Origin of the sequence: Chryseobacterium sp. W4I1, from assembly GCF_030816115.1 — a bacterium.
Classification (GTDB): domain Bacteria; phylum Bacteroidota; class Bacteroidia; order Flavobacteriales; family Weeksellaceae; genus Chryseobacterium.
Window position 1 is genome coordinate 1,386,815 of the sequence record NZ_JAUSXQ010000001.1, and the last position, 13,958, is coordinate 1,400,772.

Genomic DNA, 13,958 nt, shown 5'->3' on the forward strand with positions numbered 1-13,958 from the left:
GAAAAACAATCAGGATAGCATACAAAATGATCTTCATAAATTTAGCAACTCTATCTTTAAAAAACTTAAATTCTATTCACTTTCCAATATCTGCTGACAAATTTCTAAATTAATTTGTCATTTTTATAAAATGACCTACTTTTAGTATTTTATTACAAAAATACTGTTCAATGCCGAAAAAAATCATAAGAAATCTTCAGATAGGGGTAATAATTTCTTTGATACTTCTGATTGCTAGTTCCATAGCATCTTATATAAGTATACATAAGCAGATGGAGAATAGGGAAGACTTCTTAAAAAGTAAGGAATCTATAAGCTTAGTAAAAGATGTCTTAAATACTATTTTAGATGCTGAGACGGGCAATCGGGGATATCAGCTTACCGGCCGGGAAAATTTTCTTGAACCTTTCAATAAAAGCAGGAATGAATATCCGCTGCATGTTTCTAAGAAAGATAGACTTAATCTTAGAGATAAAGATCAGATTCATATCCTAAATGAACTGCTGCATACTTCAGAAATGATGATGAAAGGATATGTCTTGCTTATTGAGAATCGTAAAAAGGGCATATTAATGAGTCCCGAGGAACTTGTACAAAACAAGGAAACTATGGACAGATGCCGCATGCTCGTTCAGAAATTTGTAAAACACGAGGAAGTTCAACTTGCCATAAAAAATGAAGATCTGAACAAGTCTTCCAGGTGGACTGTTTTATTCATCATCTTTTCTGCCCTTGCAGCCATTGGTGTAACCATTTTTGTTTATATACAACTAAAATCTGACCTTATCCGGCGTGGCAAGTTAGAAAAAGATCTGTTTTACACTAAGGAAATGCTTGAGGAAACAAGCTCAGTAGCCCAGGTGGGAGGTTGGGAAGTCAATATGAAGACCGGAAAGTTCTTCTGGTCTCAAAGTACAAGAGAAATTCACAAAATAAAAAATAATCTCGAGCCTACTTTTGAAAATGCCCTTGGATTTTACAAAGGAAAAAGCGGGGAGAGGATTAAATATCTTTTTAACAGGGCAATACAACAAGGAATTGCTTTTGATGAGGAGCTTCAGCTTTTGCGTGATGATGGCGTTACGATCTGGGTAAGAGTAAAGGGTATTCCCGAATTTGAAGGTAAAATCTGCAAAAGGGTTTTCGGAATCATTCAGGATATTGATGCCTTCAAAAAAATGTTTCTGGAGGTTACCCGGAAGGAGGCTATAATGCAGTCTTTTGCCACTGATGTTCCTGTTCCTCTGGCCATGTTTGATAAAGACCTTAACTATGTTGCTGTAAGCAGCAGATGGAGAGAGGAATTTAGTATGAATAATGTAGATCTTATCGGTAATAATCTTTTCACTATATCACCTAATATTCCTGAAGAAAGAAAAGAGATCTATGAGAATGCGCTGTTGGGAAAAACGTACATCAACGGTGATTTTAAGCTAAAGGTGGAAGGAAAAGAAGAAATTCAGCATTATGACCTTAAAGTCGGACCTTGGTATCTTACAAAAGATGAAGTAGGAGGTGTCATTATTTCCGTACAGAATATTACAAATGCTGTAAAGATAAATGAAGAATTGAAAAATGCCAAGGAAACTGCAGATATAGCCAGCAAAGCAAAATCCGAATTTCTGGCCAATATGAGTCATGAGATCAGGACTCCTTTAAACGGAGTTATTGGTTTTTCAGATCTTCTCCTCAGGACACCACTGAATGAAACACAGATGCAATATCTGAATTACATCAATGAATCAGGGGAAAACCTGCTTAGCATTATCAATGATATATTGGATTTCTCCAAAATAGAATCCGGAAAAATGGAGCTTTTGATTGAGAAAAGTGATGTTTATGATATGCTGAGCCAGGTCATAAATGTTATTATTTATCAATCCCAGAAAAAAAATATCGAACTTCTTCTCAATATTGAGCCGGGTCTTCCAAAAATACTTTTTATTGATGAAGCAAGGTTAAAACAGATCTTGATCAATCTTCTGGGAAATGCTGTGAAATTCACAGAAAAGGGAGAGATCGAGCTAAAAGTAGAGAAATTGCGTATGGATGATACTACTATTGCTTTGCGCTTCTCGGTAAGAGATACGGGGATCGGAATCCCTGTTGAGAAACAGAAATACATTTTTAATGCCTTTACCCAGGAAAACAGTTCCATCAGTAAACGATATGGTGGCACAGGGCTAGGGCTTACTATCTCGAACAATATCCTGGGATATATGGGAAGCCATTTGTCGCTGAGTAGCGCAAAGGAAAAAGGTTCTGTATTTTTCTTTGACATTGAGATTCCTTACGAGATCCCTCAATTGAGAGAGGAGGATGAAATAACTATTAAAACGGCCTTAGTGGTGGATGATAATGAAACCAATAGGATCATTCTTGAGCACATGCTTACCTATAAAAATATCAAATCCACCTTGGCTTCTAATGGGATGGAAGCCCTGGAAATCCTGTTGAAAGGTGAGCGGTTCGATGTGATCCTGATGGATTATCATATGCCTATTATGTCCGGATTGGAAACCATCGATAAAATAAAAGGGCTGTTCAATCAGCGAAAAGAGATTTCTCCATTTATAATACTTTCTTCTTCTTCTGAAGAACTGGGCATACTTAATTCAATTAGGAAAAAAGAAAATGTACATTTACTGTTGAAGCCTATCAAATCACATGATTTATACAAAACCCTAAAAAAGGCAGACCAAAGTAATGCAGTAGAAATTAGTAAGGATCGGTCTGAGAAATCTTCGCATTTATTTGCCTCAGAATTAGAAGTCCTTTTGGTTGATGATAATCTTGTGAATATGGTCCTGAATAATAGAATAATGAAGTCTCTGGCTCCCAATATACATCTGACGGAAGCAGTCAATGGGCTGCAGGCTTTGGAAGAATGTAGGAAAAAGCAGTTTTCCCTTATCATGATGGATGTACAGATGCCGGTAATGAGCGGTATTGAGGCAACACGAAATATTAGAATGCTGTCGGGATATGAACATATACCTATTATAGGCGTTACAGCTGGAAATGTGCTGGGTGAAAAAGAAAAGTGCCTTGAAGCCGGAATGAATGACTTTCTTCCCAAACCTATACGGCAGGCAGAGCTTCTTGAAGTACTCAAAAAATATATTGTCACCTGATATTAAGTTTATGTTCTAAATACGATTCACTCTTTCTGAGTATACTGAATGTATATTTAAAAAACAGGGAAATTCTAAATTTTAAGCTTTATTTCTTTTTATAATTTATGCCATGGATTTTTTTAATCATATTAAAACAGTAATCAGTATTATATTAAGCTTGGGGTTAGGCAGTTTACTCAATGGTACTGTGAAATTTATCCAACATCCCGGAAGAACAAAACCTTATTGGGTTCATTTATTATGGGTACTGTATTTATTTCTATTGATGATTCACTTTTGGTGGTGGGAATACGGTCTCAGAGATGTAAGAATATGGACGTTTACTGAGTATATATTCATCATCATGTATATTATCCTCTACTTTACGCTATGTCAGCTTCTATATCCATCAGATGTTAAAGATTACGATGATAACTATAAGAATTACTTTTTTTCAAGAAAGAAATGGTTTTTTCTGTTGCTCATTGTGATTTATTTCATTGATATTTTTGACACTTTAATTAAAGGACCTGTTTATCTGGAAAAGCTAATGCCATTATACGCAATAAGAATGGTAAGCCATATTTCATTATGTGCCCTATTTGCATTTCTAAAAACCCGCCGATCAGTTTGGTATGGAGGGATGGTAATGTTTTTTATCTTGTTTGAATTGTATTTTATCTTTGACAAATTTTATAATGATTAACTTCTCTGGGTAGGCTTTATGCTTCATTTAAATCTATTAATTCTCCCAAGCAAAATTCCCAAAAAAAGCAAAAACGTCAGCTTCATCATTCAATGAACAGAAATTGGAAACTTCGATAGAAGTATATATTCCAAAAAATCCGGATGCATTTTTAAATTGATAATTACTAAAATCGTAATTCCCATAGTATCAGATACTATATTTTGTAGAACGGCTAAATGGTCATTAAAAACATCAATAAATAATCATTGAAAAGCATCAGCTTATTATGTTGATTTGCTGTAATAAATTACGAAAAGATCACATATTGCTCCCTAAGAAGTCCTGCAATTCCAGGCAAACAATACTACATTTGGTGATATAATCTAAAATATAAGTTTTATGAAAAATTCATTAAAGGTATTGTTCCTGGCAATGTTACTCATTCTTTTGAATTCATGTGGTGCTATTGCAACCTATGATGCTCCTCTTGAACCCGGACAAACCGTTTTTCAAACACAAAATGAAAAGCCCAGACCAACAGAAGCGAGATCTGAAAACAACAATGCCATTCCTGAGCCGGGACAGATGGAAATGAAATCCAATACCGAAAATAATAATGACAATATTCCGGAACCTGGACAGACAGAGATGAAATCTAATGATGAAACCAATAGTAATGATGTTCCGGAGCCTGGGCAAACAGAAATGAAAGGCGAAGAAGAGCAATAGTTTCATCAATTGCATTTTAACCTATAAGAAATAATTATGATAAGCAAAGTTTTTATAATAACAGCAGCATTATTATCAAGTGTTTTTACGCCCAAGGTCACAGCGCAGACTGGAAATCTGTTTTCAGGAAAATTTTCAAGTGAAGGTGATGTTACCGCATCAGGAATTATGACTATGGAAATCTCGCAAACAGGTGCTAAAATAGAAGGAGTATCCAATTACCAAAGTACTGTGGATGATTCCGATAGCGGAATGCTCTCAGTGAATGGGTACGTTAAAGATAATGTTGGCTATATCCGGTTCAGGGATCAGAGGGGAAATGGGGTAGCAGATGGTAAGGTGAGTCTAAAAGATGCAAAAACACTATACTTTAAGCAGACTACAACTTCCTCAATACTTCCTTCTGCAGCTTATCTTTACGGGAAAGGAAAAGATTCCAATACAGCCAGTGTATCAAAAAAAAGCTATACAGGATCCTATTCCAATGAAGGAGATATAACGGCAAAGGGAATTATTTCATTTGATATGTCCCAGTCCGGAAATAAGATAGAAGGCACAGCAAATTACAAGTCTAACAATGATCAGCTGGATACAGGTATTTTATCTGTCAATGGCTATGTAAAGGGTGATACTGCTTATATAAGGTTCAGGGATCAGAAAGGACAGACCGTAGCCGATGGAATTTTATACCCGAGTGGATCTAATACCGCTTTCAAGCAAACAACATCTTCAAATATTCTTCCTTATGAAGCTATATTGTACAGATAATTCATAAAAATAAATAAACATAAAAAATAAAATAAAATGGAGAAGTACAAAAAATTTACATTTTTAAAGCAGTACAAAAATACACTACTGATAGCCGGCTTAATATTAGTGGTTAGTTGTGCTCCAACCGTGAATTACATTGGGAAAAATTATAACCCTACTGAAAATATTGATGTATTTTTAGACACGAATGATGTAAAGAAAAACTATGAGGTTATAGGAAAAGTGGATGGTATTTCGGGGATACTGGGTTCAAGCTATCAGGATATCCAGGATAAAATTGTTCAGAAAGCTAAAGAAAAAGGAGCCGATGCTGTTATTCTTTACAATATGGAACAAAGAATCATTGGTTCAACATCATCATCTAATACTGAACACAGACAGTGGATGAAAAATACCACCACATCATCAAGTAATGTAACAGAGGATGTTTTGCATGCTGATTTCATCAAATATATTCCGTAATTCCGTTATTCATGGTTAAATTATAATTGAAATTAAAAATGAAATCAAAATTCTTACTAATCAGTTTATTTGCCATAATTATAGCAACAGGCTGCAAGGAAAAAGTAACAAAAGAAGTTCCCAAAACACAAGTTACAGATAAGCAAGATCATCCACAGGAACCCAATAAAACGGCGACTTCTTCGTCAAAAGAGGGTAGTCTTAAAATTGTAGGCGACCGCGTGATCATTCCCAATTTCAAGATAGAAGTTAACCTTTCTGATAAGGCTGTAAAGTCATTGCAAAAAAATAAAGAATCAATAATAGCTTCCTTATTTTTCTATGGCGATGCTTCCGATGAGAACTCCTTGCCGGAGGATATTAAAAAAGAATTAGGTCCTAATGGGCTAAAGCTTCTCGTCTATGATATGGAAAAGATAGATATCAATCAATCAAATGAATTTGAGATTACCAATCTAAGCTTTCCTAAAAAATTATACGATGCCTTGTCAAGCAAAGAAATCTATCTTAACATCAATGTATTCAGTGGGAGAAGGACATTTAAAGATAATATTCTAGACATGGAGTTTTATGATTCCAAGCTCAATGAGATTATTTCTCACAGTAGCTTTATCAATTTAAACGGCCGGCTTTTGACAGAGGATAAGAATTAAAAAAACTTGTTATTTTTAAGCTCTTCCTTTTGGTTTTAACCGTCAAAGGAGGAGCGTCTTTTATAGGCCTGATTGAATCAAACAAATTGATATTATTGCAGTTTAAAATCAGGAATGCTTTATGACATTATCTTTTCTCAGGTTATTAATAAAATAAGAAGGTGTAACCCCCGTTTCTTTCTTAAAGGTAACAGCAAACACTTCCCGTGAGGAAAATCCACAAACTTCCGCTAAATAACTTATCTTATATTCTCTGTAAATAGGATCTGCACAGAGTTTATTAATGATATAGCTTATCCTTAATTCATTAATGTAATTGTTGTAGTTCTTCTCTTTATATTGCTTTATTATTTCTGAAAGATACCTGGTATTGGTATTCAGATCATTGGCCAGAGAGGTAAGGCTAAGGTCTTTTTTAAGGAATTTTTGAGACTTTTCAAATTTTTCTAATTTTAGCAGCAGCGTCTTGATGGTCTCATCAGTAATGTTAATGCTTCGGTCTATAGCAATATTCGAATTTGAAGCAGTCGTATTTGATGCTTTTAGATTGGTGATGATTGATTCATATTTACTGTGCAGTTCTTGCTGTTTTCTCTTCCAGAAAAACCATCCGGCAACCGAAAGCATAATAATAAGAGCGGATATTGTTATTAATATTTTCTGAATGTTGTTGTTATGAATTTCACTTTGCGCCTCCACAATTTGTTTTACCGGAGTATTTATAGTTTTCTTCTCAGCATTGACCAGACTATCATTCAGCTTTGTATAGAGGTTCATGTATTTTTTTGAAATTTCCTTTTCACCCAGCTCTACACAAGATTTAAAGTACACTTCATAAATGTCTCTGCGGATATATGGGCTACTGGCCTGTTTTTCTAATTTCTCTGCCTTTTCAGCGTAACTTTTAGACTCATTGTATCTTTTCTGATCATAATAAAGCCATGCAAATTCATTTAAGGTGGCAATTTCAAGGTTTTTGTTTGATTTATACGTTTTATTTTGACATAGTTCCAATGCCTTTGAAAAAAAAGATTCAGCATCTTTTGCTTTCTGCATTGCAACACTTGTCTTCCCTAAATTGATATACGCCAAAATAAGAGAATGATTCTTTTTATTACTAAAATCCTTGCGGTCATTTACTTTCTTAATGGTTTCAAGACTTTTTCTCTGATAATGAACTACAGAATCTACGGGTGCATTAATATGAGCCGAATAACTGGCCAAGCCAATATATATAAGGGATTCCTGATAATATTTATAGTTATCAGACTTTATTTTCGGAACAATATTTAAAGCTTTTTGAAATTCTTTAAGACTCTCATCATTAAAACCAAGTTCTGTATAGGAACAGGCTCTAAGCCTGTATGTATTTGATAATATTTCATTATCGTTAAGCTCAATTGCCAGTATCTCTGTGGCTTTACTCAGCTCTACAACTTTTTTAAAATTTCCTAAATCATAGTATTTAGCCATCAGAAGATTACCACTTTCCAGCATTCCTTTTTTGTATCCTTCGTTTTTAGAAATACGATAGATTTCTTCCGAAAGCTGCAGGGATTTAGCCGGTTGATCTGAAGATATCTCTTTTGCCGTTTTTATCTCATTATCAATTTTCGAATGACTGATTAACTGGCCATGTATTGTACCGAAAAAAGCACAAAGGATAATGAAAATAAAATTCTTCATAAAGTTCATATACATTAAAAAAGTAAATGCTAATTTATGACTAATAAATCATAAGCTATTAGAATTAATCATATTTAATCTAAAGAAAAATGCAGCATTCCGCTATTGCGAAAAATGATGTTCCGGTGAACAGGTTTTATTTCCAGAGGCAGATGAAATTCCCGATGAGGAAGTTTAAAACTTTCCCAAAATGCAGTGCTATATGCTCGGTTGTCATTTCTCCCTCGAAAAAAAGCCTTAAAATCAAAGATTCTAAGGCTTTTTTAGTTACCTGGAATAGATAACATTTAACTCAGTATATCACATGGTGCTACACAGATTACCCACGGACATCTTTTGATTCCCGGGGGAGGGCAGCATGCTTGGGAGCAAGTCAATGCCCCACCATTAATATTCTTCAACTGATCTCTTGAAATTTTCTTGAAATTTTTCATAATAAAGTAATTAGGTTAAAATTAAAATTAAGGTTGGTTTCCGCCACCGCAGCCATCGTATGGCATACACTGCCATTTTCCGTTGATTAAGCAGATTTGACCACCTGGGCAATTAATTCCACCTTTAATTGCTTTCATTTCTTGTCTTTTGATTTTTTTTAAATTTTTCATAAGAATAGATTTAGTTGTATTCGAAATTAATGATTTTTCAGCAATATAGATAAGTTATTCTGAAAATATTTCATCTTCGATGCACCTACTTTAGTCCTTTTTGGCTTCATATTTTATAAAAAAAGGTAATAAAAAATGATAAAAATGCCTGTTTAAAAGGGATTCAAAAAGAAAGATTTCATCCAGATAAAATCTTGTCTTGTGGCAAGTTCGTTTTGATAATTACTTGGTAATTTCGGTTAAAAGTTTTGATTAACCCAAATCCAAATAATATCATGAAAAATTTATTCGAATCAGATTATCTTAAGTTATTACTGATGATTGTAATTATGACATTCGCAGCATCACCATTGTACGGACAAAAAGTAAAGCCTTCTGATAGTGGCTATATTCCTGTAAATGGCATCAAAGTGTATTACGAAGTCTATGGCGAAGGCAGTCCAATTGTTTTATTGCATGGAGCTTTTATGACAATTGATACAAATTGGGGGCAACTGATTCCTGAGCTATCAAAGAACAGGAAAGTAATAGCCATTGAGTTACAAGGACATGGACATACTCAATTTTCAGAACGGAAATTAGCACATGCCACTTTAGCAGGTGATGTAGCCGGGGTAATGGACCATCTGAAAATTGATAAGGCAGATGTAGTTGGATATAGTTTTGGCGGAGCTGTGGCCTATCAGTTTGCTATACAGAGTCCAAAAAGACTGAATAAACTGGTGATCATTTCTGCAACTTATAAAACCAGTGGATGGTTACCTGAAGTAAATAATACATTTAAAAAACTGAAACCAGAGCTTTTTACGAACAGTCCCATGAAAACCGCCTATGATGCAGTGGCTCCTGATAAAACAAAATGGACAAAATTTTTGGAACAGATGATTGCGGCCGCCGGACAGCCGTTCGACCTGGGAGATTCCAATATTTCTAAAATTTCTGCACCTGTTTTAATTATAGCCGGTGACAATGACGGACTGGACAAAATTGAACTGTCAAAAACGTATCAATTATTGGGAGGCGGGACTTCTGCTGATTTGGGAGGCATGCCAAAATCCCAGCTGGCTATTGTTCCGGGACAGGGGCATGTTAGCCTGATGATGCAGACAGCAACGATTCTCGGGTATCTGAACGGGTTTTTAAAATAAATTAGTGTACATCGTAAAATTTTAACTATAAAGCGAATAAAATGAGAAAAATAACTGTTTTATCAATGATTACAATGGATGGTGTTATGCAGGCACCTGGCGGTCGTGAAGAAGATACATCCGGAAATTTTAAATATGGAGGCTGGACTGTATCTTACAGTGATGAACTTTTCGGGCAAATCATGCAGGAAGAGATGAAACCAGCTGATTATCTTTTGGGCAGAAAAACATTTGATATTTTTTCCTCCTATTGGCCTCAGCATGCTGAATTTTGGCCGGGTATCAATGATGGTAATAAATATGTTCTGTCTCAGACCATGGAAAGTACAGATTGGGAAAATACGGTTTTCCTCAAAAATTTAGATGACATCCAAAAACTGAAGCAGTCGGAAGGAGCTGATATTCAGGTTTGGGGCAGCAGTGAGCTTATTCATCTGTTATTGAAACATGATCTTGTAGATGAACTCCGGCTTAAAATTTACCCGTTGATCCTTGGTGAAGGAAAAAAGCTGTTTGATCATCATGCAGTGCCGGCAGCTTTTACCTTATTGGAGAGTCAGGTGACATCAAAAGGAGTTATTATAGCTCGTTATCAACGTGCTGGTGAAATTGTGACCGGTGAAATTGAAATTTAGTCAGGTGTTTTTTAACTCATCGATTCAGTTATTTTATAATAATGTTCAAAACATACAGTATGGATACAAAATTTGAAGCAGGAATCAATATTGCTATAAAAATTCCGAAAAGCAAATACGAAAAAACGGTTGCCTTTTACAGGGATATTTTAAAATTGGAGGTTGAAGAAAAAGCTATTACCAATCCGACAGTTTCCAGGACACACGAAGTAAAATTCGGGAACAATATTGTATGGTTGGATTGTGTAGATAACTACACCCATTCAGAAACATGGTTACAGCTTACGGTTCCTAACGTAGAGGAGGCCACACAATATCTGCAATCAAGTGGTGTGGAAACCTGTGATGAAATTGAGGAGCTTCCTGAAAATATGCATTGGATTATGGATCCAGCAGGTACGGTATTCAACTTACAGCAATCCAATAGCGAATAACTTTGGAGAAAGAGTAATAGGCAGGGAAATTACAAATCTTAAAAAACTAAATAGTTTTGTCTACCTGTTACTTTTGGGGAAATCAATGAATGACGGCTTAATTATTACCCTGAATTTATATTATATTCGTATTTATACTACTGTCTGTCATTATGATTTATTTGAATTCCGGAATATGGACAAAATAAAAAAGAAAATTATGTGGCAATATTACATAATCTTTGGTACAGGACTGGTTCTGCTGCTTTTAGCAGTTCTTAGTTTTAGAAATACAGTTTCTTTCCTGAAAAGAGCTGAGAAGGCGACGGGTACGGTAATCTCCTTAAGAGCTATTCAGTCAGAAGAAGGGGAAGTATATTCGCCGGTTTTCAGTTACCGGACAAAGGATAGTGAGATATGCACCTATGAACTGCCGGAAGGAACGGATCCTCCAAGCTGGAAGATAGGAGAAACAGAAACCATTATCTATGACCCGGTCCATCCTTCAGAGGCCAGGCTGTATACCTATTTCCGCATCTTTATATGGACTTTGGTGTTGACATCGTTATCACTGCCTTTGCTGGTTATAGGAGGAGGGTATTTTATTGCTGAAAGAATGCTAAAATAATGAGGTTGAAAGTAAAAACAGCAGACCTGGCTTTGATAGATTTCAAAAATTGATAGCTAATCTGCCAACTTCTAACTGAATATAAAAAAGCTGGCTAAAAAACCAGCTTACTATAAAAAACAGTTACCCTCTCTTTGTTTGGGAACAAATTGCTTTCTTTCTCATCATGCATGCATTAATGATAGAGGAGGGAAACTGATTTATATTTCTGTATAATTTAGTTGGCCATTTTATAACCATAAAAAGAGCTTACTACAACCTGGTAAGTAGTTCCGCTGGTCACGGCTGCTGCTGAAGCCATACTTACGGTTTCTCCGGCATTTAAATAAGTGATGCACGAAACATTTGTTCCTACCAATATGCCGGGACTGGGCTGATAAGATTGTACAAGTATATTATTAGGAGTGGTGCTGAAGTTTTTTACAAGATATAGTACAGCCCAGGAAAAATTGGGAGCTCCCGCAATGGCACCGTTATCAAATTGGGTAGAGCCGTAAAACATATAATATCCGCTGGTAGACGCGGTAAATCTTCCATTGGCTGTATTCATTACATTTCCTGTATTGATGACCGTTCCTTGAGGATAATTAATTTCACCGTTAATATAAGGTCCGCTCACTGTAGCCGGGAGAGACTGTCTGGTTGTGGTGCTTATGGTGGAAAAAGCATACGTGGATGCTGCTGCGGGCAGACTGTTGGAGCTTGAAAGTAAAATAAGTTCCCATGTGGTATTGGTCACTGTTCCCTTGCTTATAAAAAATGCGTAGTAACCCGGAGGTACACTGACAGAAGATACTCCTGCACCGCTTTGATTGTCAATCAGCTCTGTACCGCTGGCGGCAATAGACAATGTTGCAGTACCGGTATTTTTGAAATGATAGGTTCTTCCTATAAAATTGCCGGCTCCGGTTATAGCAGCAGGAAGACTTAAAGTACCGTTGGTGTTGCCGGTGTAGGCTATATAGTAATCATTGGCATCAACAGGACCACCTGTAGATGTGGCTTTGTAGGTTGCCGCAAATGAACCGTTAACGGTTAGCTTACTGCCCGGATTGCTGGTATCAATACCTATGTTACCGGTTTGAGAATACATCAGACTACAGTTTAAAGCTGCCAGCAACGGCAGTAAAAACAATTTTTTTATCATATTTATAAGATTAAATAGCAGGTAAATAAATTTATTGGTTTAAACTGCTGCAGGAGTGAGGGGATTTGCAGCAGTTCAATTTTTCAGCTTTATGTATTTAGAATCATGGTTAAAGTTTTTTAATTTTGAAATTTCACAAAATCAAGATAGAAAGTTGGATTTCCGGCATTAAAAGTGATTGGAACTACTCCATTGGTTTTAACAGCTAAAACCGTATAAGTTCCCGGAGTGGAAAAATATAATACTCTGTTCTGATCTCTTGGGGCCATATAAATAGGCGTATTGGAGGTACAGTAGCTTTTCCACACATCTCCGATTCCGTTGATGTAGAAAGTGTAGTCATTACAGTCGGAATTTATGGCAATTCCGCTGCGGAAAAAATACCATCCTTTGGCTGGAATTTGTACCGAAATCCCTGTTGCTAGATTTCCTCCACCTGTAGTTCCGGTAAAAGGATTCACCAGTGTTCCCGAATAGGAAGTCCAGTTGTTGGCAAATGCTGTGGTAACGGTAGATGACCATGTAGCTAAACCATTAGCATCACTGGTCAGTACATAGCCAAGCTGCTGAGTTCCGTCTTTGATCTGTAATGCGCCATTGGTAGTCCCATTGTCTATAACAATTTTAGAATTGGCAGCTCCTGCAGGAACAGTAGTGGTTCCGATCAATACTTTTCCGGCTCCATTGATGCTTAAATTATTTCCGGCAGTAGCAATATTGGTTGCCTGGGAAAGTGTGCCTCCTAATTTAACATCAGTGCCTGTGATTGAAAGACCATTGCTTGCTGTAATTGAAGAAGAGCCCATTGAGACTTCCCACGTAGAACTGGCGCCTGTAAGTCCTGTATTGATCACCTGTGCACTTTGATTTGGAGGAACCGTAATACTTGTATTTCCATTAATCGTTTCGGGAGCTGCGGAATTTACCGTGACTGTAAAATTTGTATTATTCTTGATTGTATACATTCGTCCCTTAAAATTTCCACTTCCACTAATGGCTGCAGGAAGATTGAATACCGCATTGGCGGGACCGTTGTAAGAAACATGAAAATCTGATGAATTTAAATTGTAAGATGTTGTACTTACAGCGGTATAATGGGCTGCCAAAGATCCATTAATATCTATTGTAGATCCTGGATTCGGAGTGTTTATTCCCACATTTCCCACTTGTGAAAATACAAGGGAAGAGGTGAGCAGCCCTAGTATTTGTCCTAATTTTGTAATTTTTTTAAGCATTTATTCTGATTTTAATATTTTACTTTAATTATGTATAGCATA

At 36.0% G+C, this 13,958-nt stretch carries 14 protein-coding genes; 10 read left to right on the plus strand and 4 right to left on the minus strand.

Annotated elements, in window-relative coordinates; all coding sequences use genetic code 11:
* Positions 1 to 272: 272 nt before the first annotated feature.
* The 6 genes from QF044_RS06390 to QF044_RS06415 all read left to right on the plus strand — a co-directional run bounded on the left by QF044_RS06390 (position 273) and on the right by QF044_RS06415 (position 6,419).
* Positions 273 to 3,134 carry a response regulator gene (locus QF044_RS06390; protein WP_307265057.1) on the plus strand — a complete coding sequence of 954 codons (2,862 nt, stop codon included), beginning with the start codon at positions 273 to 275 and terminating at the stop codon, positions 3,132 to 3,134.
* A 112-nt stretch (positions 3,135 to 3,246) separates the two neighbouring features.
* Positions 3,247 to 3,822, plus strand: coding sequence for a hypothetical protein (locus QF044_RS06395; protein ID WP_307265059.1), 576 nt, complete (start codon positions 3,247 to 3,249; stop codon positions 3,820 to 3,822).
* Positions 3,823 to 4,203: 381 nt separating this feature from the next.
* Entirely contained in the window at positions 4,204 to 4,533 is a 330-nt protein-coding gene (locus QF044_RS06400) for a hypothetical protein (RefSeq protein ID WP_307265060.1), read from the plus strand.
* A gap of 36 nt (positions 4,534 to 4,569) precedes the next feature.
* Positions 4,570 to 5,301, plus strand: a complete 732-nt coding sequence (locus tag QF044_RS06405) for a hypothetical protein (protein ID WP_307265063.1) — start codon at positions 4,570 to 4,572, stop codon at positions 5,299 to 5,301.
* Positions 5,302 to 5,337: 36 nt separating this feature from the next.
* A complete protein-coding gene (locus tag QF044_RS06410) occupies positions 5,338 to 5,766 on the plus strand; it encodes a hypothetical protein (RefSeq protein ID WP_307265066.1) in 429 nt (142 codons plus the stop codon).
* Positions 5,767 to 5,804: 38 nt separating this feature from the next.
* Positions 5,805 to 6,419, plus strand: a complete 615-nt coding sequence (locus tag QF044_RS06415) for a hypothetical protein (protein WP_307265070.1) — start codon at positions 5,805 to 5,807, stop codon at positions 6,417 to 6,419.
* 108 nt (positions 6,420 to 6,527) lie between these two features.
* Here the strand turns inward: QF044_RS06415 and QF044_RS06420 are convergent, their stop codons facing one another.
* Both QF044_RS06420 and QF044_RS06425 read right to left on the minus strand, forming a co-directional pair.
* Entirely contained in the window at positions 6,528 to 8,105 is a 1,578-nt protein-coding gene (locus QF044_RS06420; RefSeq protein WP_307265072.1) for a tetratricopeptide repeat protein, read from the minus strand.
* A gap of 461 nt (positions 8,106 to 8,566) precedes the next feature.
* On the minus strand, positions 8,567 to 8,710 hold the full coding sequence (locus tag QF044_RS06425) for a hypothetical protein (RefSeq protein ID WP_180277234.1): 144 nt from the start codon (positions 8,708 to 8,710) through the stop codon (positions 8,567 to 8,569).
* Positions 8,711 to 8,985: 275 nt separating this feature from the next.
* On the opposite strand from QF044_RS06425, the gene QF044_RS06430 reads away from it, so the two are divergent.
* The 4 genes from QF044_RS06430 (at position 8,986) to QF044_RS06445 (ending at position 11,534) form a co-directional block, all read left to right on the plus strand.
* Entirely contained in the window at positions 8,986 to 9,858 is an 873-nt protein-coding gene (locus QF044_RS06430; protein WP_307265078.1) for an alpha/beta fold hydrolase, read from the plus strand.
* A gap of 41 nt (positions 9,859 to 9,899) precedes the next feature.
* Complete coding sequence (locus tag QF044_RS06435; RefSeq protein WP_307265081.1) at positions 9,900 to 10,493, plus strand: dihydrofolate reductase family protein; 594 nt, start codon at positions 9,900 to 9,902, stop codon at positions 10,491 to 10,493.
* A 59-nt stretch (positions 10,494 to 10,552) separates the two neighbouring features.
* On the plus strand, positions 10,553 to 10,927 hold the full coding sequence (locus QF044_RS06440) for a hypothetical protein (protein ID WP_307265083.1): 375 nt from the start codon (positions 10,553 to 10,555) through the stop codon (positions 10,925 to 10,927).
* Between the two features lie 175 nt (positions 10,928 to 11,102).
* Positions 11,103 to 11,534: a DUF3592 domain-containing protein gene (locus tag QF044_RS06445; RefSeq protein WP_307265086.1), complete on the plus strand. Its 432-nt coding sequence runs from the start codon at positions 11,103 to 11,105 to the stop codon at positions 11,532 to 11,534.
* Positions 11,535 to 11,751: 217 nt separating this feature from the next.
* On the opposite strand, the gene QF044_RS06450 is transcribed toward QF044_RS06445, so the two are convergent.
* Both QF044_RS06450 and QF044_RS06455 read right to left on the minus strand, forming a co-directional pair.
* Positions 11,752 to 12,681, minus strand: a complete 930-nt coding sequence (locus QF044_RS06450; RefSeq protein WP_307265090.1) for a hypothetical protein — start codon at positions 12,679 to 12,681, stop codon at positions 11,752 to 11,754.
* 119 nt (positions 12,682 to 12,800) lie between these two features.
* On the minus strand, positions 12,801 to 13,916 hold the full coding sequence (locus tag QF044_RS06455; protein WP_307265092.1) for a hypothetical protein: 1,116 nt from the start codon (positions 13,914 to 13,916) through the stop codon (positions 12,801 to 12,803).
* Positions 13,917 to 13,958: the final 42 nt, after the last annotated feature.

Coding starts and splice junctions, on each gene's coding strand:
- QF044_RS06440 (WP_307265083.1), top strand. CDS start 10,553: ATGGATACAAAATTTGAAGCAGGAATCAATATTGCTATAAAAATTCCG.
- QF044_RS06390 (WP_307265057.1), top strand. CDS start 273: ATGGAGAATAGGGAAGACTTCTTAAAAAGTAAGGAATCTATAAGCTTA.
- QF044_RS06420 (WP_307265072.1), bottom strand. CDS start 8,105: ATGAAGAATTTTATTTTCATTATCCTTTGTGCTTTTTTCGGTACAATA.
- QF044_RS06405 (WP_307265063.1), top strand. CDS start 4,570: ATGATAAGCAAAGTTTTTATAATAACAGCAGCATTATTATCAAGTGTT.
- QF044_RS06445 (WP_307265086.1), top strand. CDS start 11,103: ATGGACAAAATAAAAAAGAAAATTATGTGGCAATATTACATAATCTTT.
- QF044_RS06395 (WP_307265059.1), top strand. CDS start 3,247: ATGGATTTTTTTAATCATATTAAAACAGTAATCAGTATTATATTAAGC.
- QF044_RS06450 (WP_307265090.1), bottom strand. CDS start 12,681: ATGATAAAAAAATTGTTTTTACTGCCGTTGCTGGCAGCTTTAAACTGT.
- QF044_RS06435 (WP_307265081.1), top strand. CDS start 9,900: ATGAGAAAAATAACTGTTTTATCAATGATTACAATGGATGGTGTTATG.
- QF044_RS06430 (WP_307265078.1), top strand. CDS start 8,986: ATGAAAAATTTATTCGAATCAGATTATCTTAAGTTATTACTGATGATT.
- QF044_RS06415 (WP_307265070.1), top strand. CDS start 5,805: ATGAAATCAAAATTCTTACTAATCAGTTTATTTGCCATAATTATAGCA.
- QF044_RS06455 (WP_307265092.1), bottom strand. CDS start 13,916: ATGCTTAAAAAAATTACAAAATTAGGACAAATACTAGGGCTGCTCACC.
- QF044_RS06400 (WP_307265060.1), top strand. CDS start 4,204: ATGAAAAATTCATTAAAGGTATTGTTCCTGGCAATGTTACTCATTCTT.
- QF044_RS06425 (WP_180277234.1), bottom strand. CDS start 8,710: ATGAAAAATTTAAAAAAAATCAAAAGACAAGAAATGAAAGCAATTAAA.
- QF044_RS06410 (WP_307265066.1), top strand. CDS start 5,338: ATGGAGAAGTACAAAAAATTTACATTTTTAAAGCAGTACAAAAATACA.